The following is a 20,076-nucleotide window of genomic DNA, read 5'->3' as shown; positions in this document are numbered from 1 at the left end:
CTACGAATAAGATCAGGTAACTAAGAAAGACTTGCGCCGCTCAATGCACGCGCCGCCCTTTCCAGCCCCCATGCGAGAAGCTCGCCAGCGCGTTCGCGCGATCCGGCTTCCGTATAGCAGCGCAATTCCGGCGCATTGCCCGAGGCACGATAATGCACGAGTTCGCCATTTTCGAGGACAACACGCGTGCCGTCGATACGGTCGCTGTCGCGCACGGAACCCATATCGGCGAAGAAAGCCTGCATGGCTTGGCCGTCTTCAAGGCTTTTCAGGAAGGAAGCGCTCTTTTCAGCGGATATGTTCTCGAGCCTCCCGCTGCCGGTATAGCGGGAGGGCAATTGCGCCACGAGCTGCGACAGCGATGCGCCCTCCCTCGCCGCCATGCCCAGCACGCTTAAAATCGGCAGCATGGCATCGCGCGTCGGCAAGGCTTTGACCTCGCAGCCTTCCACATCCACCGATGAGCCAAGCAAGACACCGCCATTCGCCTCGAACCCGACGATGCACCTGCAGCCCTCGGCGCGAGTCTTGTTCATCCCCTCGATGACATAGGGGGAGCCGACACGCGTACGGTAGACACGCGCGAAAAGCCCGCATTGCTCGATAGAGGTGTTGGAGGTAACCGGCGTCACCACCGCGTCGGCGCCAAGGAAGCGGGCCGTCAGCAGCCCGACCATGTCGCCGCGCAAAAAGTCCCCCGCCTCGTCGGCGATAAGCGGCCGGTCGGCATCGCCATCCGTGGAGACGAGCGCGTCCAGCTGCAAATCCCGGCAGGCTTCCCTGGCGAAGGCAACATCCTCGGGGCGAAGCGCTTCCGTGTCGACGGGCACGAAGACATCGGAGCGTCCCACCGCGACCGCGTCCGCCCCAGCGCTTTTTAGAAGATCGATCATAAGATCGCGGGCAACGGAACTGTGCTGATAAACGCCGATCCGCTTGCCCCGGAGCGCGCCGGGCCGAAGCAGCGATACGCAGCGCCCGGCATAGTCCTCCAGGGCCCGGCCCGAGCGGGGCTCATCGTCATTCCCGGCGCGTGCAGGCTCTTTGAAATCCAGATGTGCCAGAATGCCGGCTTCGTCCGCTTTGTCGATCTCGCCATCCGGGCGATAGAATTTCAAGCCGTTGCGGTCGGCTGGAATATGGCTGCCCGTGACCATGATGGCCGGAGCGCCCAGCTCCAGGGCCCGGAACGCCAGCGCCGGGGTCGGCAAGGGGCCGCAATTTTCCACCCGCATGCCGAATGCTTTTGCCGCGCCAATGCAGGCGCGGGCCATTCGCGGGCTGCTGTCGCGCAAGTCATGCCCGATCAGGAGAAGCCCGTCTTTCGGAACGGCGTGACCGTTGGTGAGATGGTTCAAGAACGCAGCCGTATAGGCCGCGCAGACATCGTCGCCCAGTTCCGTCACCAGCCCGCGCAGGCCGCTTGTTCCGAATTTCAGACCGCTCATGCCACCGCGACCCTGCTATGCCTTGACTCCGACCGAACGAACCGCGCCTTTGCCCACCGACCGGTAATCGAGGCCGGTGCCCTCAATATCCTCCGGCTTGTAGACATTGCGCAAGTCGATCATCACATTGCCATCCATAAGGCGGGCTATCTTTTTCAAATCGAGCGCACGATAAGCGTTCCACTCGGTTAGAAGCGCAACGACGCCCGCGCCTTCCGCTGCCTCATAGGCCGAGGCGCACCAGATCACATCAGGCAGCGTGCCCTTCGCAACCTCCATGGCCTCGGGATCATGGGCGCGCACCGTCAGCCCCGCTTTCTGGATCGCAGGCACGATATCGAGCGCCGGCGACTCGCGGATATCATCCGTGTTCGGTTTGAAAGCAATGCCGAGCACGGCGACGGTCGTTGCGCCCTTCTCCCGCGCGGCCTCGACGATTCGCGCAGCCATCGCCTGTTTGCGCGCCTCGTTGACATCAACCACCTCCTCGATCAGGGTTTGGGGCGCACCGAAACGCCGTCCCGTCGCGGCAAAGGCGCGCGTGTCCTTGGGGAAGCACGAGCCGCCAAAGCCGGGGCCCGCATGGAGGAATTTCGAGCCGATACGATTGTCCATCCCGATGGCCTTCGCCACCTCCTGGACGTTTCCGCCTGTCTTCTCGCAAAGGTCGGCCACCTGGTTGATGAAGGTGACCTTCATCGCCAGGAAGGCGTTGGCGGCATATTTGATGATTTCGGCATTCTCCAGCGTCGTCACCACCATCGGCGTCTCGCGCAGGTAGAGCGGCCTGTAGACGCGCTGCATCACCTCGCGGCCGCGAGCATCCTCGACGCCTACCACCACACGGTCGGGCCGCATGAAATCCTCGATGGCGGAACCTTCGCGCAGGAATTCAGGGTTGGAAACCATCGAGAATTCGACGCCCGGACGCGCGGCGCGGATGCGGTCGCGAATGCGCGCATTGGTGCCGACCACGACGGTCGACTTGATGACGATGACCGCGCCAGGCTTCATCGCGGCCGCCACCGCGTCGGCGGCAGCCTCGATATATTGCAGGTCCGCCTCGCCGTCGCCACGGCGCGACGGGGTTCCCACCGCGATGAAAACGACATCGGCATCAGCCACGCTGGCGGCAAGATCGGTGGTGAAGGAGAGCCGGCCGTCACGCATGTTGCGCGCCATAAGTTCATCCAGCCCCGGCTCATAGATCGTTACTTCGCCCGCGGAGAGTCTTGCGATCAAGGCTTCGTTCAAATCGACGCAACTGACTTGAAAGCCGAATTCCGCGAAGCAAACCCCCGAGACGAGCCCGACATATCCCGTCCCGATCATCGATATGTTCATTATTGAAATTCCCGGTCATTTTCCCGGATTCGTGTTTATGGAGAATCTCTCCACGCGTCAAAGCCCAATTTGGCCTATCCGAAGCAGCTTGGCTGCTTCCGCCGCGCCAATATAAAATTCCGCCTTCTTACCCCCGTTAATTGCTGGCCCGCAAAAATACCTTACCGGGATGGGTGCATGCTCCAGGCATCAACAACGACTGGAGGCGACCTATGTTAAACCGGCGCAATCTACTCACAAGCTCGGCGCTTGCGGCCCTCGCGATTTCAACGCCGCTCATGGCGGGGAGCCTGCCCGCCATGGCGGAAGCAACCCCTGCGGAGGTGGAAAACCTGCCGCGGCAGAAGGTCGAGTTGGCGGTTCCGCCTTTCGTCCACCCGCACGAACAGGTGGCCAAGGACGGCCCGAAGATTGTGGAGTTCAAGATGGCGGTTCAGGAAAAGGAAATCGTCATCGATAAGGAGGGCACGAAGCTTCAAGCCATGACCTTCAACGGCTCGATCCCCGGCCCGATGATGGTGGTGCATGAGGGGGATTATGTCGAGCTCACCCTCGTCAATCCCGAGACAAACTCCATGCCGCACAATATCGACTTCCACTCGGCGACTGGCGCGCTCGGTGGCGGCGGATTGACGGTCGTTCATCCGGGCGAGCAGGTGGTGCTGCGCTGGAAGGCAACGCGGCCCGGCACCTTCGTCTATCACTGCGCGCCTGAAGGCATGGTGCCCTGGCATGTAGTCTCGGGCATGAGCGGAACCGTCATGGTCCTGCCGCGAGACGGACTCAAGGACGAAAAGGGCAATCCGCTGCGCTATGACCGGGTCTACTATGTCGGCGAGAACGACTTTTATGTCCCCAAGGACGAGAACGGCAAGTACAAGACCTATGGCTCGCCCGGCGAGGCCTATGAGGACACGCTGGAGGTGATGCGCAAGCTGACACCCACCCATGTCGTCTTCAATGGCAAGGTCGGGGCCTTGACCGGCGAAAATGCCCTCAAGGCGAAGGTCGGCGAGACGGTCCTCGTGGTCCATTCGCAGGCCAACCGCGACACGCGCCCCCACCTGATCGGTGGCCATGGCGACTATGTGTGGGAGACCGGCAAGTTCAACAACCCGCCTGAGAAGGATCTGGAGACCTGGTTCATCCGGGGCGGCTCGGCAGGAGCGGCGCTCTATACGTTCCTGCAGCCCGGCGTCTACGCCTATGTCAACCACAACCTCATCGAGGCCTTCGAACTGGGCGCGGCGGCGCATTTCAAGGTCGAGGGCACCTGGAATGACGATCTGATGAAGCAGGTGCGTCCGGCAGGCCCCATCGAGGCTAAAAACGGTACGATGTAGTGGTTCGAGGCTCCGCTTCGCTCCATACCTCACCATGAGGTTGAGTGCGGTGGCGCCTCCCCCGACGATGAAGTGCAGCGACGGCAGCTCTCTTGCCCTCATCCAGAGGTGCGCAGCGAAGCGGAGCCTCGAAGGACGAGGGTGAGAGAGCGGGTTACGGAGCAACGGCAATGCGCGCAATTCCCATTTCCCTGCTGGCCCTCGGCTCGGCGGCACTGCTCGGCGCAGGCGTTCCATCCGGCCTGGACAAATCCTCGACCGCAGCGCCATTGGCACCCGCTCTGGTGCGTATCGAGCCGGGCGAATTCCGCTACCGCGTCGCGGGCGAGTTCACAGTTGAGGGACAGCCGGTCGATGGCCCCCTCATCCGCATGAAGATAAAGCGGCCGTTTTCGATCATGGAAACGCAGGTGAGCGAGGCGGATTATGCCGCTTGCGTCGCGGATGGCGCATGTCAGGCGCGCGACGGCGGCGGGAGCCGCCCGGACTTTCCGGCGGTCGGCGTCAATTGGCAGGATGCGACAGCCTATGCCGACTGGCTGTCCCGGCAAACCGGCCAGCGCTGGCGTCTGCCGACGGATGAGGAATGGTGGCTCGCCGCCGGCTCGCGCGCGAAGGACGAAGCGCTCGGGGTAAGCGCCAATGGCGGCTTTGCCGAACGCTGGCTTGCGAAATACGATCAGGAAGCGCTGCGCAAGACCACGGCGGAAAAAGCGCCGCGTCCTTTCGGCTCCTTCGGAATGAATGAAAACGGCCTGCTCGATATCGCCGGCAATGTCTGGGAATGGACGGATAGTTGTTTCACCCGGCAGGCGCTTGGGCCGGAAGGCGCGCCGAAGGGTGAGCTGACGGTCAATTGCGGCGTGCGTGTCGTGGCGGGCGAGCATCGCTCCTACATCACCGATTTCATCCGCGACCCGCGCTCGGGCGGCTGCTCGGTCGGCACGCCGCCGGCCAATCTCGGTTTCAGGCTGGTGCGGGACGATGACGAAGGCTCGCTCTTCTCGCGCCTGCTGGCGAGCGTAAGGGGGAGCCGCTCATGGCACGAATGGCCGAGGATCGAATAGTCAGGCGTCTTCACCCGCGATGGTAGCGAGATGGCGCGGTTCGCGCACGATCATCCTCCGCCGGCCGCTGGCGACGAAGCCCCTCTCCTCCCAGGTGCTGAAGGTGCGGCTGACGGTGTAGAGCGTCGTCCCCGTCATCTCCGCCAGATCCTGCCGGGAGAGCGGGAAGGCCAGTTCGATACCACGCGCGGTGCGCCGCCCTGCCTGGCGGATCAGCCGCAGGACGGTGCGGGCGATGCGCTGCTCGACGCCTTCGACGGAAAGCTCCGTGAGGCGCTGCTGCATCTCCTGATAGCGCTGGTTGAGAATGTTAAGGGCATTCATGGCGATGGGGGGATGATCGGCCATGATCTGGCGGATGGTCTTGCGGGACCAGCCAATGAGATGGCTTTCACGGACGGCCACCACGGTGGCGGGATGATGCGGATCGCTGCTGAGGGCGGCATGGCCGGCCAGTCCGCCGGGGCCGAGATAGCGCAGAATCAGCTGATGGCCGGAGAGGGTCATCTGCGTCGTCCGCAGATAGCCGTCGAGCACGATATAGAGGCTCGCCGCTTCATCGCCTTGGTGAAACAGCGGCTCATGCTGAGCGACGTGAACGGAGAATCCGAGCGCGTGCAGGCGTTGAAGCGCTTCTTCCGGAACATTCCGGAAAAGCTCCGCCTCTCCTAGGATGTCGAGAGCTGAACGACGCTCCATCTGCGCCCCATATACCCCATCCCTGCCCCCACCGGCAGGGTTCGGCATACACATGGCATCAACGCCCACCTTCCTCTTTGTCTCCGGGCAAAGACTCAAAGAAAAGGATGGGTAGGTTTTGATTTGCAAAGCCTGATCCGAACGGAGTGCCATGATGCTTGATGTCAACAAGCTGGATCTTGTCCGCCACCGCGAACCGGCGACCTTCGCCGACCGGGCGGCAGCGGGAATTTCGTGTATGATGTCCGCCGCCGCACGCGTACTTTTCGGACGGCGCTATGGCAGCCATGCCGTCGTTCTGGAGACGATCTCCGCTGTGCCCGGCATGGTGGCGGCGACATTGCTGCATCTGAAATGCCTGCGCCGGATGATCGACGACCGGGGCTGGGTCCGGGTCTTCATGGAAGAGGCCGAGAACCAACGCGCCCATCTGATGGTCTTCGTCGCGATTCGCCGTCCGATCCCTCTAGAACGGCTGCTGATCGTTCTCGCGCAGGGCGCGTTCTACAACGCCTTCTTCCTGCTCTATCTTCTCTCTCCGCGCACCGCCCATCGGCTGGCGGGCTATCTTTCGGAAGCGGCGGTGCGTGGTTATTCGCATTTGCTCGGCTGCATCGAACGAGGCGAGCAGGTGGACATTCCCGCTCCATCCGCCGCCATCGCCTATTGGGACCTGGAGCCGGAAGCGCGTCTGAGGGACGTCATCAAAGCCATGCGCGAGGACGAAGCGATCCATCGCGACATCAATCACACCTTCGCCGACGCGCTGGCGAAGGGCGACCCTCTGCCCGAGCGGCTCCTTACTGAGTGAAGAACAGAACGGCCGCAATCGCGACGGAGCAGATGACCGCCGTCACCGTGCCTGTCGTGCTGACGACGCCCATACGGTGCATCGCGAGCGCGAAGATAGCGATGAGCGGCGCCGCCACCGTCAGTCCAAGCTGTGCCTCACTCATGAAATAACGCCGCCTCCTTTGGTCTATGCCAGCATTATCGCCGAAAGCAAATGCGGGCTGTTTGTGCCGTGACAATGAAGAACGCGCTTGCCTCACCTATCACACCCCTATGAGCGAACGGACGCAGACGGAAAGCCCGGCGGAAACAGGCGGATGGGGCGCGTTATCGGAGCTGCCCGGCCATCCGATGATGTGGGTGCTGATCTTCAGCGAGATCGTCGCCTTCGGGGCGATGCTCATCGCCTTCTCCATAGCGCGGGCGGCTTATCCCGATATCTTCGCGGCCGGACGGGCGAGGCTTAACCCCGCCATCGGCGGCCTCAACACGATCGTGCTCCTGACCAGCGGCTGGCTCGCCACCTGGGCCGTCCGCGCGCGGGAACACGGGTGCGCGTCATCGGCGCGGCTGCTTCTTGCGGGCGCGATGTTTTTCGGCCTCGTCTTCGTGGCGGTGAAGCTATTCGAATATGCGACGAAGCTAGAAGCGGGTATCGGGCTCGAAACCGATAATTTCTTCACCCTCTATTTTCTCATGACCGGGTTCCACCTCCTGCATGTCCTGCTCGGGATCGTCATCCTCGGCGTCGTCGCCTTTTCGGGCGCGGTCGAGAATGTACGGACCGGGGCCGCCTTCTGGCATATGGTCGATCTCGTCTGGATCGTCATGTACCCCCTCATCTATCTGGTGCGCTGATGCCGTTCGATCTCGCGCGTGTCTGGGCTGTCCTCGTCGTCTTGAGCCTCGCGACGCTGCTCACGGGTTTCGCCGGCTGGCCGGCGCTTGCCGCCAACACCACCGTCCTTTTCATCGCCATCGCCAAGGCCCGGTTCATCCTCCTCGATTTCCTCGAATTGCGACATGTGCCGCGGATGTGGCGGACGTTGTTCTGGTGGTGGCTGGCGCTGGTCTGCGGGGCGGGGGTGGGAGTTTCTTTTTGGCGTATGTATGGAATTGCTTTTTGACGTAGGGAGGTGCCCCCCTTTCCCCCCTCAGCTTGTCGGCCAACAAAGAGCGCCGGCCTTTCCCCCGCTACTTTCCCCGAGCTTCAATTCATCACCTCGGAGAGGGTCGCGATGGCGGAAAGCCTCACCAAATCGGCAGCGAGAAACGTCTTTTACGGCGGCTCGCTGTTTTTCTTCATCATCTTCGTCGGGCTCACCGCCCATAGCCATTTCTATATGGTCAACACTTCCACGGACAAAACCACGCTCACCGCCTCGGTGGCGCGGGGCAAGCATGTGTGGGAAAGGAACGCCTGCATCAATTGCCACACGCTGCTCGGCGAAGGCGCCTATTTCGCGCCGGAACTCGGCAATCTCTGGGTGCGCTGGGGCGGCGACAAGGACCCGGCGGCAGCGCGGGAGATGCTCAAATCCTGGATGGACTCCCAGCCCTCGCGCGTCGAGGGCCGCCGGCAGATGCCGCAGTTCCACCTGACGGACGCCGAAGTCTCGGACCTCGCCGATTTCCTCGAATGGACGAGCCGCATTAACACCCAGAAATGGCCTCCCAACAACGCGGGCTGATAATCATGAAGTACAAGACCCAACGGATCGCGCTGCTCTATTTCTACGGCGCTCTCACCCTGTTCCTTGCGCAAATCCTGTTCGGCGTGCTGGCCGGGACGATCTATGTCCTGCCGAACACGCTGTCCGAACTCCTGCCCTTCAACATCGTGCGCATGATCCATACCAATGCGCTGGTCGTGTGGCTGCTGATGGGCTTCATGGGCTCCACCTATTATCTGCTGCCGGAGGAAACCGAGACGGAGCTTTACAGCCCCAAGCTCGCCATCCTGCAATTCTGGCTGTTCTTCGCGGCGGCGGGCGTCGCGGTGGTGGGCTATCTCTTCCGAATCCATGAGGGGCGGGAGTTTCTGGAACAGCCCTTTGCCATCAAGGTCGGCATCGTCGTCGTGGCGCTGATGTTCCTCTTCAACGTGACGATGACGGCACTCAAAGGCCGCAAGACCACGGTGACGAACATTCTCCTGCTCGGCCTGTGGGGCATGGCGCTGTTCTTCCTCTTCGCCTTCTACAATCCGGCCAATCTCGCGCTCGACAAGATGTACTGGTGGTATGTCATCCATCTCTGGGTCGAGGGCGTGTGGGAACTGATCATGGCGTCCATCCTCGCCTTCCTCATCATCAAACTGAACGGCGTCGATCGCGAGGTGGTGGAAAAGTGGCTCTATGTCATCATCGGGCTGGCGCTGTTCTCCGGCATTCTCGGCACCGGCCATCATTATTACTGGATCGGTGCCCCCGGTTACTGGCAGTGGATCGGCTCGCTGTTCTCGACGCTTGAGGTCGCGCCCTTCTTCGCCATGGTCGTCTTCGCCGTGACCACGACCTGGAAGGCCGGACGCCGCCATCCCAACCGGGCCGCGCTGCTCTGGTCGGTCGGCTGCTCGATTATGGCCTTCCTCGGCGCGGGCGTCTGGGGCTTCCTGCACACGCTTTCGTCGGTCAATTACTACACCCACGGCACGCAGGTGACCGCCGCTCATGGGCATCTGGCCTTCTTCGGCGCCTATGTGATGCTCAACCTCGCCGTCATGGCCTATGCCTGGCCGGAGCTGAAAGGCCGCGCGCCCTATAACCAATGGCTGTCCATGGCAAGCTGCTGGATCATGTGTACCGCGATGATGGTGATGACCTTCGCACTCACCTTCGCCGGTGTCGTGCAGGTGCATCTCCAGCGCGTGCTGGGCGAGAGCTACATGGATGTGCAGGACCAGCTCGCGCTGTTCTACTGGATCAGGCTCGGCTCCGGCGTGGCGGTGCTCGTCTCGGTGCTGATGTTCCTGTGGGCGCTGCTCGTGCCGGGCAAGGCTTCGGCCACGCGCCAGACCCCGGCCCTGCAAGCGGCGGAATAGGAGTCGGATATGAACAGTCCCATGCCCGACATTCCGTATTACGTCCCCGCCGGCAATGAATGTACGCTCTTCGAGCATGCATGGCGGCGGAACCTGCCCGTGCTGCTCAAAGGCCCGACCGGCTGCGGCAAGACCCGCTTCGTCGCCCATATGGCGGCGCGGCTGGGGCTGAACCTCACCACCGTCTCCTGCCATGACGATCTGACCGCCGCCGACCTGACCGGCCGCTATCTCCTGAAGGGCGGCGAGACGGCATGGTTGGACGGGCCGCTGACCCGAGCGGTGCGGGAGGGCGCCATCTGCTATCTCGATGAGGTGGTGGAGGCGCGCAAGGATGTGGCGGTGGTGCTCCACCCCCTCACCGACGACCGCCGCATCCTGCCGCTGGAGCGCACGGGCGAGGAAATCCGCGCGCCTGACAGCTTCATGCTCGTCGTCTCCTACAATCCCGGCTACCAGAACCTGTTAAAAGCGCTCAAGCCCTCCACCCGCCAGCGCTTCATCGCCATCGAGTTTAGCTTCCTGCCGCCTGAGCAGGAAGTGGCTGTCGTCGCCGCCGAGGGCGGATTGGCGGAAGAGAAGGTGTACCCCTTGGTACGGCTGGCGGGGCGTTTACGTGCATTGAAGGGGCAAGATCTGGAAGAAGGCGTCTCCACCCGCCTCATCGTCTACTGCGCCACCTTGGCAGCCGCCGGGCTGGACATGGCGGAAGCCATCCGCGCCGCAATGATCGAGCCGCTGACGGATGAAGCGGATGTGCGCGAGGCACTGAGCGAGATTGCGCGGGCGGTGGTGGGGTGAGGGAAGCGTTGGTGCGAGGCCACCCCCTGTCCTGCCGGACATCTCCCCCATCCCTCCGGTCGTCATCCTCGGGCTTGACCCGAGGATCCACGGCAAGGGGGCGGAAATGGTACTATCATTCGCAACGGGATCGTAAAATGATCACGACTGATATTGGCCACCACTACTAGCTGGAACCCGTTGACACGGTTGAAGTGTCAGTGCCCCTCAGCCGTGGATCCTCGGGTCAAGCCCGAGGATGACGACCGGAGGGGTGGGAGATGTCCGGCAGGACAGAGGGGGGCCGGTTCCGCCAACGTGTCCATCCATAGAGATATTCATGCTTGATTTCCTCGAACTGGAAGAAACCGTCGGCCGTGCCTGGCACCGTCTGGTAGGCGATGCGGCGAGTTATCCGCGCCATCTGGAACATGGCGTAGCGCTGGAAGAGATGCGCGGCCCGCTGGCCGTCTTCTTTCGCGGCGTGGGCGGCGAGGCGGGGGTGCAGCTTGCAGCCAGCGCGGCGCGGTCGTTTCGCCATCGGCTGAATTTTCGCCAGCGCATCGGCATGACCGAGGAACGGCTGGAGCAGCCGCGCCGCGATTCCAGCACGCTGTTCCTGCCCGCGCGGATCGATCTTTTCCCCTCCCAAAGGCTGAACCGGCTCGCTTATTTCTGGCTGGCCGCCTACGCCGCCCATGTGCCGCCGGCGACGAGCGGCCACACCGATCCGCTCTCGCGCGATGTGACGGCGCTTCTGACCGCGCGGGACACCGTTGCCCGCGTGATCGCCGCCTGTCCGGGCCTTGTTCCCTGCTATCGCGCGCTTGCCTCGGCGCTCGCCGCCGCGCGGCCGGAGCGCAAATTGCCTGATTTGGAAAATGAAATCGAGCGCATCGTGACCGGCCTTCTGCGGGGCGAGGATACGCCCGGCCTTGATGACCTCTCCGAGGCCCTGCGCGCCGGACGGCTTTCCGCGCCGTTCGGCTACCAGCCCTTCCTGCCCGTGCCGCTCTGGACCGATGTCGCGCACCGCCCGCCAGAGGCAGCGGCGGAAGGCGATGAGCCGGCGGAGGCCAGCAGGCTTGCCCCGGTCGTGGATATGCGCAAGCGGCTTGCGCATCGCCGCGAGGACGATCAGGCGCAAAGGCGCGATCCCTTCGTGCTCAACCGTTTCGAAAAGATGCTGAGTCTGGCCGAAATGGTGAATGTCAACCGCCCGTCCGACGATGACGAGGATGAGAATGCGCGGAAGGCCGCCGACGATATCGAGGATCTGACCATCTCCCGCCGTCATCAGAGCAGGCCCGCCGCGCGGCTGAAATTCGATCTCGATCTGCCGCCCGAGGCAGTGGACACGGCTATTCTTACCGGCCTTTTGACCTATCCCGAGTGGGACTATACGCGCAAAGCCTATCTCCCCGCCCATTGCCGCGTCCTCGCCTCGCCGGCAAGCGAGGAAGGAGAAACATGGTCACCCGACCCGGCGGCCATGCGGCGCATCGCCCGCGTACGGCGGCAGTTCGAGGCGCTGCGGCCCCGCCGCGAGAGCTTGCGGGCGCAAACCGATGGCGAGGAAATCGACATGGATGCGCTGGTGCGTCATTTGAGCGAAATCCGCGCCGGCGGCGCCGGTTCCGACCGCGTCCATCAGATGAGCCGGCCCTTGCGGCATGATCTGGCGGTGACGCTGCTCGTCGATGTGTCGCTTTCGACCGACGCCTGGGTGGACGGCCACCGCGTGCTCGACGTGGAGAAGGAAGCGCTCATGACGCTAGCACACGGGCTTGCCGCCTGCGGTGACAACAGTTCCATCCTCACCTTCACCTCGCGCCGCCGCTCATGGGTGCGGGTCGAGACGGTGAAGGATTTCGGCGAGCCGATGAGCGCCCGCATCGAGCGGCGCATCGAGGCGCTGAAGCCCGGCTATTACACCCGCATCGGCGCGGCCCTGCGCCACGCGACGGCGGGGCTCGCCGCGCAAGCAAACCGCAAACGCCTGCTGATCGTGCTGACGGACGGCAAGCCGAACGATGTCGATCATTATGAAGGCCGGTTCGGCATCGAGGACACGCGCCGCGCAGTGGCCGAAGCACGGCGGGCAGGCATTGCCGTCTTCGGCGTCACCATCGATGCGCAGGCGCAAAACTATTTCCCCACCCTCTTCGGCCACGGCGGCTACGCCATCGTCGGCAAGATCACCCGCCTGCCCTCGGCGCTCCCGGCGATCTACCGGGAGCTGACGAAATAGCGCGCGGAGCCGAGCCGATGTTTACTCGCCTGCAGCGGGGGCCGCACTCATGTCCATCCACACCGGCTCGAAGACATGGCCGTCGAGATCCTCGAAGGAACGCCCATACATGAAGCCCAGATCCTGCGGCGCGCGCGGGTCGGCCTTGCCTCCGGCGTCAGCCGCGGCTTCGGTGATGCGGTCCACCGCCTCGCGGCTGTCGCATGAAAGCGCGATCAGCACACCCGTCGCCTCATGGGCATCGGCAATAGGCTTGGTGGTGAAAGTCGCGAAAAACTCCTCCTTCAACAGCATGAAGATGATGGTATCGGACCACATCATCGACGATGCTTTCTCATCGCTGAATTGCGGGTTCTTCGTGCAGCCGATCGCCTCATAGAAGCGGGTTGCAGCGGCGAGATCCTTCACCGGCAGATTAACGAAAATCATCTTTGACATTGGGCTCTCCTTGGCTCCCTAGGTTAAGTTCAATTACAGGTTTTCCTGCCTGATCGTGTCGCTGGGATGAATACAGATCATTTCCAAGCGCCCGATGCCGACATTCTCGAAACGATGCGGAACATTGGCCGCCGCGACGACGATATCCCCCGCATGGGCACGGGTTTTGTCCCCGCCCACGGTGAATTCCGCCTCGCCTTCCCGCACCATCCATGTCTCCTGATAGGGGTGGACATGGAGCGCCGATCCCCTGCCCGGCGCGGCGTCGATGAGGAAAAACGAGACCGGCCCTCCCAGTTCACGCCCCTCGAAGCGGACCGTGCGGCTGTCGCCGTGCTGCGGCTGCTTATTGCGTAGCGTCCTGTACATAGCGGTCGCTCTCCTCGACTTCAGACTATCTTCACGTGAAGATATTTCATATGATTATCTTCACGTCAAGATAAATATCTTCACACCGAGATATCTTTGCGAACGCTGCGGCTTTCTATATGGTCCGCCCGCTGACTATTGAGGACAGAATGACGAACGAAACCGATGAGAATGGGAAGCGCGCCGGAGAAGACCATGTCGACCGGCTCCGGCGGCAATGGGCGCGGGAATTGCCTGACCTCGATACCGAGCCGATGGCGATTTTGGGCCGCGCCTTGCGGTTGACGAACCTTGTGCGGCCCAGCATCGAGGAAACTTTCGCCGGATTGGGGCTCGACCGCGGCGAATTCGATGTGATCTCGACCCTGCGGCGCTCCGGCCCGCCCTATCGCCTGACTCCGACGGAGATGTATTCGTCGCTGATGATTTCCTCCGGCGGCCTCACCCACCGGCTCGACCGGCTGGAAAAGGCGGCGCTGATCCGGCGCGAGAAATCACCGAGTGATGGACGCAGCGTCGAGGTGGTTCTTACAGAAGAAGGTGCGGCGCTCGCAGAAAAGGCCTTCCGCGCGGATATGGCCAGCGAATCGCGGTTTTTGCAGGCGCTTGCCCCAGGGGAACGTGAGACGCTGGCCGGGCTATTGCGGAAGCTGATTATTGGGATTGAGCGTACTGAAGAGGTATGAAGGGACGCACCGGCATCGCCCGATGCGTCCCCAGCTTTCATTACTGCAGCAGCGCCTTCGCCTCTTCGATCCCCAACGCTTCGGGCCGGGTGCAGGTCGTCTCGACCTCGACGAAGCGCTTTTCCTCGCCGGAGCGCAGGATCGAGAGCATCACGTCCACGCCATGCAGCGCGCGCTCGAGCGAGCAGCGCATGTCGCGGCCCTCGACGATGGCTGCGGCCATGTCGGCGAGGCCTGCCGTGCGGTAGTTCGCCATCGCGCCTTGCGGATGCTCCTGATTGGCGACGCCGAACGGATGCTCCCATACTTCGAGAGGTGTCGGTTCCGCCTTATCCGAGCCGACGAACAACACGTCGCCGCCGAAGAAGTTCGGGTCGGGCAGGTAGAGCGAGCCATCGGTGCCGTAAAGCTCCATATTGCCGTGGCGATGCGCCCAGACATCCCAGCTCGCCGAGAGCGTGACCGTCGCGCCTTCAACGAATTCAAGGATCGCATGGATGGTGGTCGGTGTCTCGACCGTAATCGTCTCCCCCTTGCGCGGCTCGGAGGAGATGGTGCGGGTCGGCGTCCCCATGGACGTGACCGCCGCCACGCGCTTCACGGGGCCGAGCAGGTTGACGAGATTAGCGATGTAATAAGGCCCGAGATCGAGGATCGGGCCACCGCCGGGCTTGAAGAAGAAGTCGGGATTGGGGTGCCAATGCTCCATGCCGTGGCTCATGACATGACAGGTGCCCGACGTGATCGTGCCGGCCTTGCCCTCGTCGATCGCCTTGCGGGCAAGCTGGTGCGCGCCGCCGAGGAAGGTGTCGGGCGCACAGCCGACCTTCAGGCCCTTCTCGTCGGCGAGCTTCTTGAGCTCCAGCCCCTGTTCCAGCGACAGCACCAGCGGTTTTTCCGAATAGGCGTGCTTGCCGGCCTCGAGAATCCGCTTCGTCACCGCGTAGTGCGCATCGGGGATGGTGAGGTTGACGATAATGTCGATCTCGTCATTCGCGAGCAGCTCATCGACACTCTGCGCCTTGATGCCGAATTCCTCTGCCCGCAACTGCGCGGCAGCGGGGTTGGCGTCGGCGCAGGCGCGCATCTCGATGCGCTTGAACAGCGGCGCCAGTTTCAGATAGGTGGTCGAGATATTACCGCAGCCGATAATGCCGACACCGAGGGTCTTTCGCATTTAAGTCTCCAGATTTCAGAATTATGAAGCGGCCTTATCCTGGACCGCTCCTTTGCCGGTTCAGTGAGGCGCCGCCCAAAGGCGCTTGGCCGTCTCGAGCGAGCGGGTGGCAAAGCGCGTGGCGTCGCTGGGATTGTCGTGTTCCATGACGAGATATTGCACAGGGGTCTTGTGCAGCACCTTCATGATGCCGGCCCAGTCGACGGTGCCGTGGCCGACATCGGCCCAGCCATCCTCATCCGTGTTCTCGCCCGCCGGGGCGATATCCTTGACATGGGCAGCCGTGATCCGGTCGCCATAGGCGGCGATCCATTCGAGAGCGTTCGCGCCGCCGCGAATGATCCAGGCGATATCCGCCTCCCAGGAAAGGTCCGGTGCGGCTTCGAAGATGCGCTGCTGCGGCACGGAGCCGTCCGCAAGCGGCAGGAACTCGAATTCATGATTGTGCCAGCCGAAAATATAGCCCGCCTTGCGGAAGGGCTCTCCGGCTTTCTGCAGCCGTTCGCCGAAGGCGCTCCAGCCCGCAGCGTCAACGGGGCGGAGATCCGGCAGCAGATACGGGCAATAGATCGCCTTCATGCCGAGCGTCCCGGCGATTTCGAGCGCGCGGTCCGTCTCGTTTTCCAGCATGTCGATGCCGAAATGGCCGGTCGGCATGGCAAGGCCGTTTTCATCAAGGCTTTTCTTGAGACCGGCGAGATCGGTGTAAACCCCGCCATAGCCCTCGACATTGCGATAACCGGCCTTGGCGAGCATCGACAAGGTTTCGCCCAGCGGGAAATTGCGCGAGCTATAAAGCTGATAGGAAAATTCCGTCATTTGTCACGTCCTTCTGGATGAGATGGATTTCGGGAGCTCGAATAGAGATCGCGCACCAGCAATGTGGCGGCGGCCTTCGCCGCCTCTTCCGGGCTGGCGGTGAAAGTGAGGCTCGCGCCCTGTCCGGGGTAGAGCGTCAGCGCATTATCAGAAAATCGGCCCCGTGCCTCGCATTCCAGCGTCACGAACAGCGCCAGTCTCGAGGCTTCGAGAGAGATCGACAGCCCTTCGCCGGTGGGCGTCACGGAGATATTGATGCCGGGGTTTTCGAGCGCGAGCGCCTTATAGGGAACCGGCGTGAAATGATCCAAGCCCGCACCGCCATCCGATGCGGACCAGCGGTAGCAAAGGATCGCGCCTTCGTGAATCTCATCGAGCGCGACACGGGCAATGTCCACCGCGCGGTCGGGCGGCACGGTTGCCTGCGCGCGCTGCAAGGGTGTGACCTTGCCGGCCATGTCGAGCGCGAGGATTTCCAGGCCGAGATCGACCGGCTGCGACGTGTCGTTAACGGCATAGAAGACGACGTCCGCCCCGCTCCTATCGGGAATCGCACTCACCGCCACCGGCGCAAAGAAGCGCCGCGCCATATAATGCAGCACCTTCCAGCCCCCGCCATAATCAAGGCTCGACCAGGAAGCCACGGGCCAGGTGTCGTTCAATTGCCAGTAAAGCGCGCCCATGCAATGGGGCTTCAGCGAGCGCCAATATTCGACAGCCGTGCGGATCGCCAGCCCCTGCTGGATCTGGCTCAAATAGACGAAATTCTCGAATCCATCGGGGAAGCGGAAATAGCGAAACATCGTCTCGGCGATGCGCGCATTGCCGCCCGCATTCTTCTGATGCGCCTCCATAACAGGCGAGGCGATGTTCATCTCCTGCGCTCCCGCGAATGTCCGGATCACGGACATCGAAGGGAAGGACTGAAAACCGAATTCCGAGCAGAAACGCGGATTGACGTTCCGGTATTCGTGAAAAGATTTCCCCTCGTGCCAGACGCTCCAGAAATGCATGTCGCCGGAGGAATCGTCATGCCAGGCATCGCCGAAGCTCATCGGCCCCGGCGAAGGGCTCGACGGCCACCAATCGGCGTCCCGCACCGTCTCCTTCAGCGCGCGCTCGATGGCGCGGTTGAGCCGGTCATAGCTGACGAGATAACGATCACGGTTATCACGCGATTCCTCGAACCAGTTAAGCGCGCCGATGAGCTCATTGTCACCGCACCAGAGGGCGATGCAGGCGTGGTGCGACAGCCGCGCCGCCTGATAGCGCACTTCCGCGTCCACTTCCGTTAGGAAATCCGGCGTCGAGGGGTAAAGATTGCAGGCGAACATGAAGTCCTGCCAGACCATCAGCCCGAGCTCGTCGCAGAGATCGTAGAACCAGTCCGGCTCGTAGAAGCCGCCGCCCCAGACGCGGATCATATTCATGTTGGCGTCGACGGCGGATTGGAGGAGATCGCGGGTCGCCTCGGGATTTATGCGCGAGGGCAGCGCGTCCTGCGGAATCCAGTTCGCGCCCCGGCAGAAGATTTCCCGCCCGTTGACACGGAAAAGGAAGCGGTTGCCCGCCTCATCCGGCTCCGTCACCAATTCGATCTGGCGCAGGCCGATGCGGCGGGTTTGGGTAGCGTTCCCGATGTGGATATCGAGCCGATGGAGCGGCTGCTCGCCGCTGCCCGCCGGCCACCAGAGCTTCGGTGCATCGATATGAACGATTTCCGTGAGACGGTTAGTGCCGGGGGAAACGGTCACCTCACCGGACAGGACCTGCCCATCGAAGTGAATCGCGTATGGCACGGTCTCCCCGCGCCGGGCTTCCATGTCGATTTCCACGTCGAGGCGGACAGCCCCACCCTCATGATGCTGGTGAACCAGAACCCGCGCGATGTGGATATTCTCGGCTCGTGTGAGTTCGATATGCCCGTAAAGACCGAAGGGCGCGATGGCGATGTTCCAGTCCCAACCGAAATGGCACTGGACCTTGCGCAGCATATTGCCGTTCGGGATCGGTGAATTGCTCGCATGATAAGGCACATAGAAAGGCTGCGCCTCCTGCAGCGCCTGCCCGGCCCGGACATTGGAGCGGAAAAGGATCTCAATGCGGTTCTCGCCCGGCTGCAGCGCATGGGAAACATCGACGCGAAACCGCCGGAAACTGTTCGCCGCCTCCAGCACGGTTTTGCCGTTGATGCTGATTTCGGCGACCGTATCGAGATAGTTGAGATCGAGCACCCAGCCATCGAGCGGCGCATTTGCGGGTATTTCGAATGTGCGGCTGATCCGCCAGTCCTCTTCGGCAATCCAGCGCAGACCATATTCATTGCGGCCGAAATAGGGATCGGGAATCGCTCCTGCCTTATGCAGCGCGGATATGGCGTCGCCCGGCACTGCCATGGAGAGGTCATGACGGCCCCTTGCATCGCGCAGCCGCCAGTTGCCTGCGAGGTCGATGGTGTGTTCGGGGCTTGGGTGGGTGGGGATGTTCACGATGCTGGATTCTTTTTAAATGAATGGGTCGGCRGGACAGCGCCCCCCTCTGTCCTGCCGGACATCTCCCCCGCAAGGGGGGAGATTACGCCGTCATGGACGCGCAACACCAATCGCGAGCGATGCAGAATGGACGGTGATAGCCGTGTCAGCCAATCTCCCCCCTTGCGGGGGAGATGTCCGGCAGGACAGAGGGGGGCGCCTCGCGATGCCATCAAAACACAATCCGCCTAAACCCGCTCCTCAGTCCGCGCATCGAACAGCGAAGCCATCCCTGCATTGAAATGCAGCTTGACCTGATCGCCCGCGCGGTAGCGCTTGCCGGATTCCACGCGCACGGAGAGCGGCTTGCCTGATGCTTTCAGCCAGACGAGACTATCCGCGCCCATCGGCTCCTCGAGATCGACGGTTGCGTCGTGACCGTCCCCCTCCCCGCCAATGCGGATATGCTCGGGCCGCACGCCCAGCACGACCTCGCGCCCCGGCGTCAGCGCCTCGCCTGGCTCATAGCCGTCGAGCGGGATTTCAAGTGCGTCCGACCGGAAGACCGGCCTACCGTCCTTCTGCCCAAGCGCGCCGGAGATAAAATTCATCGAGGGCGAGCCGATGAAGCCTGCGACGAAAAGATTGCGCGGCTTGTTGTAGATCGTCAGCGGGTCGTCCAGCTGCTGCACAACCCCGCCCTTCATGACGGCGATGCGGTCGGCCAAGGTCAGCGCCTCGATCTGGTCGTGGGTGACATAGATCATGGTATTGCCGAGCTTGTGATGCAGGCGCTTGATCTCGACGCGCAGTTCGGAGCGCAGTTTCGCGTCGAGGTTCGACAGCGGCTCGTCAAACAAAAAGACATCCACATCGCGCACCAGCGCGCGTCCGATCGCCACGCGCTGCCGCTGACCGCCGGAGAGCGCGGAGGGCTTGCGCTGCAGGAACGGCTCGATCTGCAGAATTTCGGTGGCGCGGGCGATGCGCTCCTTTATCTCGTCCTTCGGCACGCCCGCGACGCGCAGGCCGAAGGACAGGTTCTTCTCAACCGTCATTTGCGGATAAAGCGCATAGGACTGGAACACCATGCCGATGCCGCGGTCCTTCGGCTCTTCCCAGGTGACGTTCTTGCCCTTGATGAAGATCTGCCCCTCGGAAATGTCCAGGAGCCCGGCAATGCAGTTCAAAAGCGTAGACTTGCCGCAGCCGGATGGCCCGAGCAGCACGAGGAATTCGCCCTCGCGGATGTCGAGATCGAGCTTTTTCAGCACATTGACCGTGCCGAAATTCAGCGACAGATCTCTGATCGAAACGCTCGTGTCTGCGTGTGTATCGGTCTTCATCAG

The 20,076-nt window shown here is 62.5% G+C and carries 20 protein-coding genes; 10 read left to right on the top strand and 10 right to left on the bottom strand.

Translation table 11 applies throughout. The features are described from left to right. Nucleotides 1–20: 20 nt before the first annotated feature. Nucleotides 21–1,448 carry a phosphomannomutase gene (locus ACOWVG_RS15580; protein WP_420963222.1) on the bottom strand — a complete coding sequence of 476 codons (1,428 nt, stop codon included), beginning with the start codon at nucleotides 1,446–1,448 and terminating at the stop codon, nucleotides 21–23. A gap of 15 nt (nucleotides 1,449–1,463) precedes the next feature. Beyond that, a complete protein-coding gene (locus tag ACOWVG_RS15575) occupies nucleotides 1,464–2,792 on the bottom strand; it encodes a UDP-glucose dehydrogenase family protein (protein ID WP_420963221.1) in 1,329 nt (442 codons plus the stop codon). A 212-nt stretch (nucleotides 2,793–3,004) separates the two neighbouring features. On the opposite strand from ACOWVG_RS15575, the gene nirK reads away from it, so the two are divergent. Further along, nucleotides 3,005–4,135 (top strand): copper-containing nitrite reductase, encoded by a 1,131-nt coding sequence (nirK, locus tag ACOWVG_RS15570; RefSeq protein ID WP_420963219.1) that lies wholly within the window; start codon nucleotides 3,005–3,007, stop codon nucleotides 4,133–4,135. A gap of 170 nt (nucleotides 4,136–4,305) precedes the next feature. After that, nucleotides 4,306–5,202, top strand: a complete 897-nt coding sequence (locus ACOWVG_RS15565) for an SUMF1/EgtB/PvdO family nonheme iron enzyme (protein WP_420963217.1) — start codon at nucleotides 4,306–4,308, stop codon at nucleotides 5,200–5,202. Here ACOWVG_RS15565 and ACOWVG_RS15560 read toward each other — a convergent pair whose 3' ends face one another. Continuing rightward, nucleotides 5,203–5,901 (bottom strand): Crp/Fnr family transcriptional regulator, encoded by a 699-nt coding sequence (locus ACOWVG_RS15560; RefSeq protein ID WP_420963216.1) that lies wholly within the window; start codon nucleotides 5,899–5,901, stop codon nucleotides 5,203–5,205. Between the two features lie 151 nt (nucleotides 5,902–6,052). On the opposite strand from ACOWVG_RS15560, the gene ACOWVG_RS15555 reads away from it, so the two are divergent. Continuing rightward, nucleotides 6,053–6,712: an alternative oxidase gene (locus ACOWVG_RS15555; protein WP_420963215.1), complete on the top strand. Its 660-nt coding sequence runs from the start codon at nucleotides 6,053–6,055 to the stop codon at nucleotides 6,710–6,712. On the opposite strand, the gene ACOWVG_RS15550 is transcribed toward ACOWVG_RS15555, so the two are convergent. Beyond that, nucleotides 6,702–6,857: a hypothetical protein gene (locus ACOWVG_RS15550; RefSeq protein ID WP_420963214.1), complete on the bottom strand. Its 156-nt coding sequence runs from the start codon at nucleotides 6,855–6,857 to the stop codon at nucleotides 6,702–6,704. The genes ACOWVG_RS15555 and ACOWVG_RS15550 overlap by 11 nt on opposite strands. A 109-nt stretch (nucleotides 6,858–6,966) precedes the next feature. Here ACOWVG_RS15550 and ACOWVG_RS15545 point away from each other — a divergent pair, with 109 nt between their 5' ends. The 6 genes from ACOWVG_RS15545 (at nucleotide 6,967) to ACOWVG_RS15520 (ending at nucleotide 12,767) form a co-directional block, all read left to right on the top strand. Continuing rightward, nucleotides 6,967–7,551: a cytochrome c oxidase subunit 3 family protein gene (locus ACOWVG_RS15545; protein WP_420963213.1), complete on the top strand. Its 585-nt coding sequence runs from the start codon at nucleotides 6,967–6,969 to the stop codon at nucleotides 7,549–7,551. Continuing rightward, a complete protein-coding gene (locus tag ACOWVG_RS15540) occupies nucleotides 7,551–7,820 on the top strand; it encodes a cytochrome C oxidase subunit IV family protein (protein WP_420963212.1) in 270 nt (89 codons plus the stop codon). Before ACOWVG_RS15545 ends, ACOWVG_RS15540 begins: the two co-directional genes overlap by 1 nt. Nucleotides 7,821–7,931: 111 nt before the next feature. Beyond that, complete coding sequence (locus tag ACOWVG_RS15535; RefSeq protein ID WP_420963210.1) at nucleotides 7,932–8,384, top strand: c-type cytochrome; 453 nt, start codon at nucleotides 7,932–7,934, stop codon at nucleotides 8,382–8,384. Nucleotides 8,385–8,389: 5 nt separating this feature from the next. Beyond that, the gene (locus ACOWVG_RS15530) at nucleotides 8,390–9,736 is read left to right on the top strand and encodes a cbb3-type cytochrome c oxidase subunit I (RefSeq protein ID WP_420963208.1); all 1,347 of its coding nucleotides are present in this window, start codon (nucleotides 8,390–8,392) and stop codon (nucleotides 9,734–9,736) included. Between the two features lie 9 nt (nucleotides 9,737–9,745). Then, the gene (locus tag ACOWVG_RS15525; protein ID WP_420963207.1) at nucleotides 9,746–10,537 is read left to right on the top strand and encodes a CbbQ/NirQ/NorQ/GpvN family protein; all 792 of its coding nucleotides are present in this window, start codon (nucleotides 9,746–9,748) and stop codon (nucleotides 10,535–10,537) included. Between the two features lie 319 nt (nucleotides 10,538–10,856). Then, the gene (locus tag ACOWVG_RS15520; protein WP_420963205.1) at nucleotides 10,857–12,767 is read left to right on the top strand and encodes a nitric oxide reductase activation protein NorD; all 1,911 of its coding nucleotides are present in this window, start codon (nucleotides 10,857–10,859) and stop codon (nucleotides 12,765–12,767) included. Nucleotides 12,768–12,788: 21 nt separating this feature from the next. On the opposite strand, the gene ACOWVG_RS15515 is transcribed toward ACOWVG_RS15520, so the two are convergent. After that, complete coding sequence (locus ACOWVG_RS15515; protein WP_420963203.1) at nucleotides 12,789–13,205, bottom strand: VOC family protein; 417 nt, start codon at nucleotides 13,203–13,205, stop codon at nucleotides 12,789–12,791. A 33-nt stretch (nucleotides 13,206–13,238) separates the two neighbouring features. Further along, nucleotides 13,239–13,574: a cupin domain-containing protein gene (locus tag ACOWVG_RS15510; protein WP_420963201.1), complete on the bottom strand. Its 336-nt coding sequence runs from the start codon at nucleotides 13,572–13,574 to the stop codon at nucleotides 13,239–13,241. Nucleotides 13,575–13,723: 149 nt separating this feature from the next. Here ACOWVG_RS15510 and ACOWVG_RS15505 point away from each other — a divergent pair, with 149 nt between their 5' ends. Next, nucleotides 13,724–14,260 (top strand): MarR family winged helix-turn-helix transcriptional regulator, encoded by a 537-nt coding sequence (locus tag ACOWVG_RS15505; RefSeq protein WP_420963200.1) that lies wholly within the window; start codon nucleotides 13,724–13,726, stop codon nucleotides 14,258–14,260. A 40-nt stretch (nucleotides 14,261–14,300) separates the two neighbouring features. Here ACOWVG_RS15505 and ACOWVG_RS15500 read toward each other — a convergent pair whose 3' ends face one another. From ACOWVG_RS15500 to ACOWVG_RS15485, 4 genes are all read right to left on the bottom strand, one after another. Further along, nucleotides 14,301–15,437 carry a Gfo/Idh/MocA family protein gene (locus ACOWVG_RS15500; protein WP_420963199.1) on the bottom strand — a complete coding sequence of 379 codons (1,137 nt, stop codon included), beginning with the start codon at nucleotides 15,435–15,437 and terminating at the stop codon, nucleotides 14,301–14,303. Between the two features lie 60 nt (nucleotides 15,438–15,497). Continuing rightward, nucleotides 15,498–16,256 carry a sugar phosphate isomerase/epimerase family protein gene (locus ACOWVG_RS15495; protein ID WP_420963197.1) on the bottom strand — a complete coding sequence of 253 codons (759 nt, stop codon included), beginning with the start codon at nucleotides 16,254–16,256 and terminating at the stop codon, nucleotides 15,498–15,500. Next, on the bottom strand, nucleotides 16,253–18,739 hold the full coding sequence (locus tag ACOWVG_RS15490) for a glycosyl hydrolase 2 galactose-binding domain-containing protein (RefSeq protein WP_420963307.1): 2,487 nt from the start codon (nucleotides 18,737–18,739) through the stop codon (nucleotides 16,253–16,255). The genes ACOWVG_RS15495 and ACOWVG_RS15490 overlap by 4 nt, the downstream gene beginning before the upstream one ends. Nucleotides 18,740–18,975: 236 nt before the next feature. Beyond that, complete coding sequence (locus ACOWVG_RS15485) at nucleotides 18,976–20,073, bottom strand: ABC transporter ATP-binding protein (protein ID WP_420963196.1); 1,098 nt, start codon at nucleotides 20,071–20,073, stop codon at nucleotides 18,976–18,978. Between the last annotated feature and the right edge of the window lie 3 nt (nucleotides 20,074–20,076).

The sequence above is a fragment of the Brucella sp. IR073 genome, from assembly GCF_049065735.1.
GTDB lineage: Bacteria > Pseudomonadota > Alphaproteobacteria > Rhizobiales > Rhizobiaceae > Paramesorhizobium.
The sequence above is the reverse complement of the archived record's forward strand: the minus strand, read 5'-3'. Positions and strand labels throughout refer to the sequence as shown.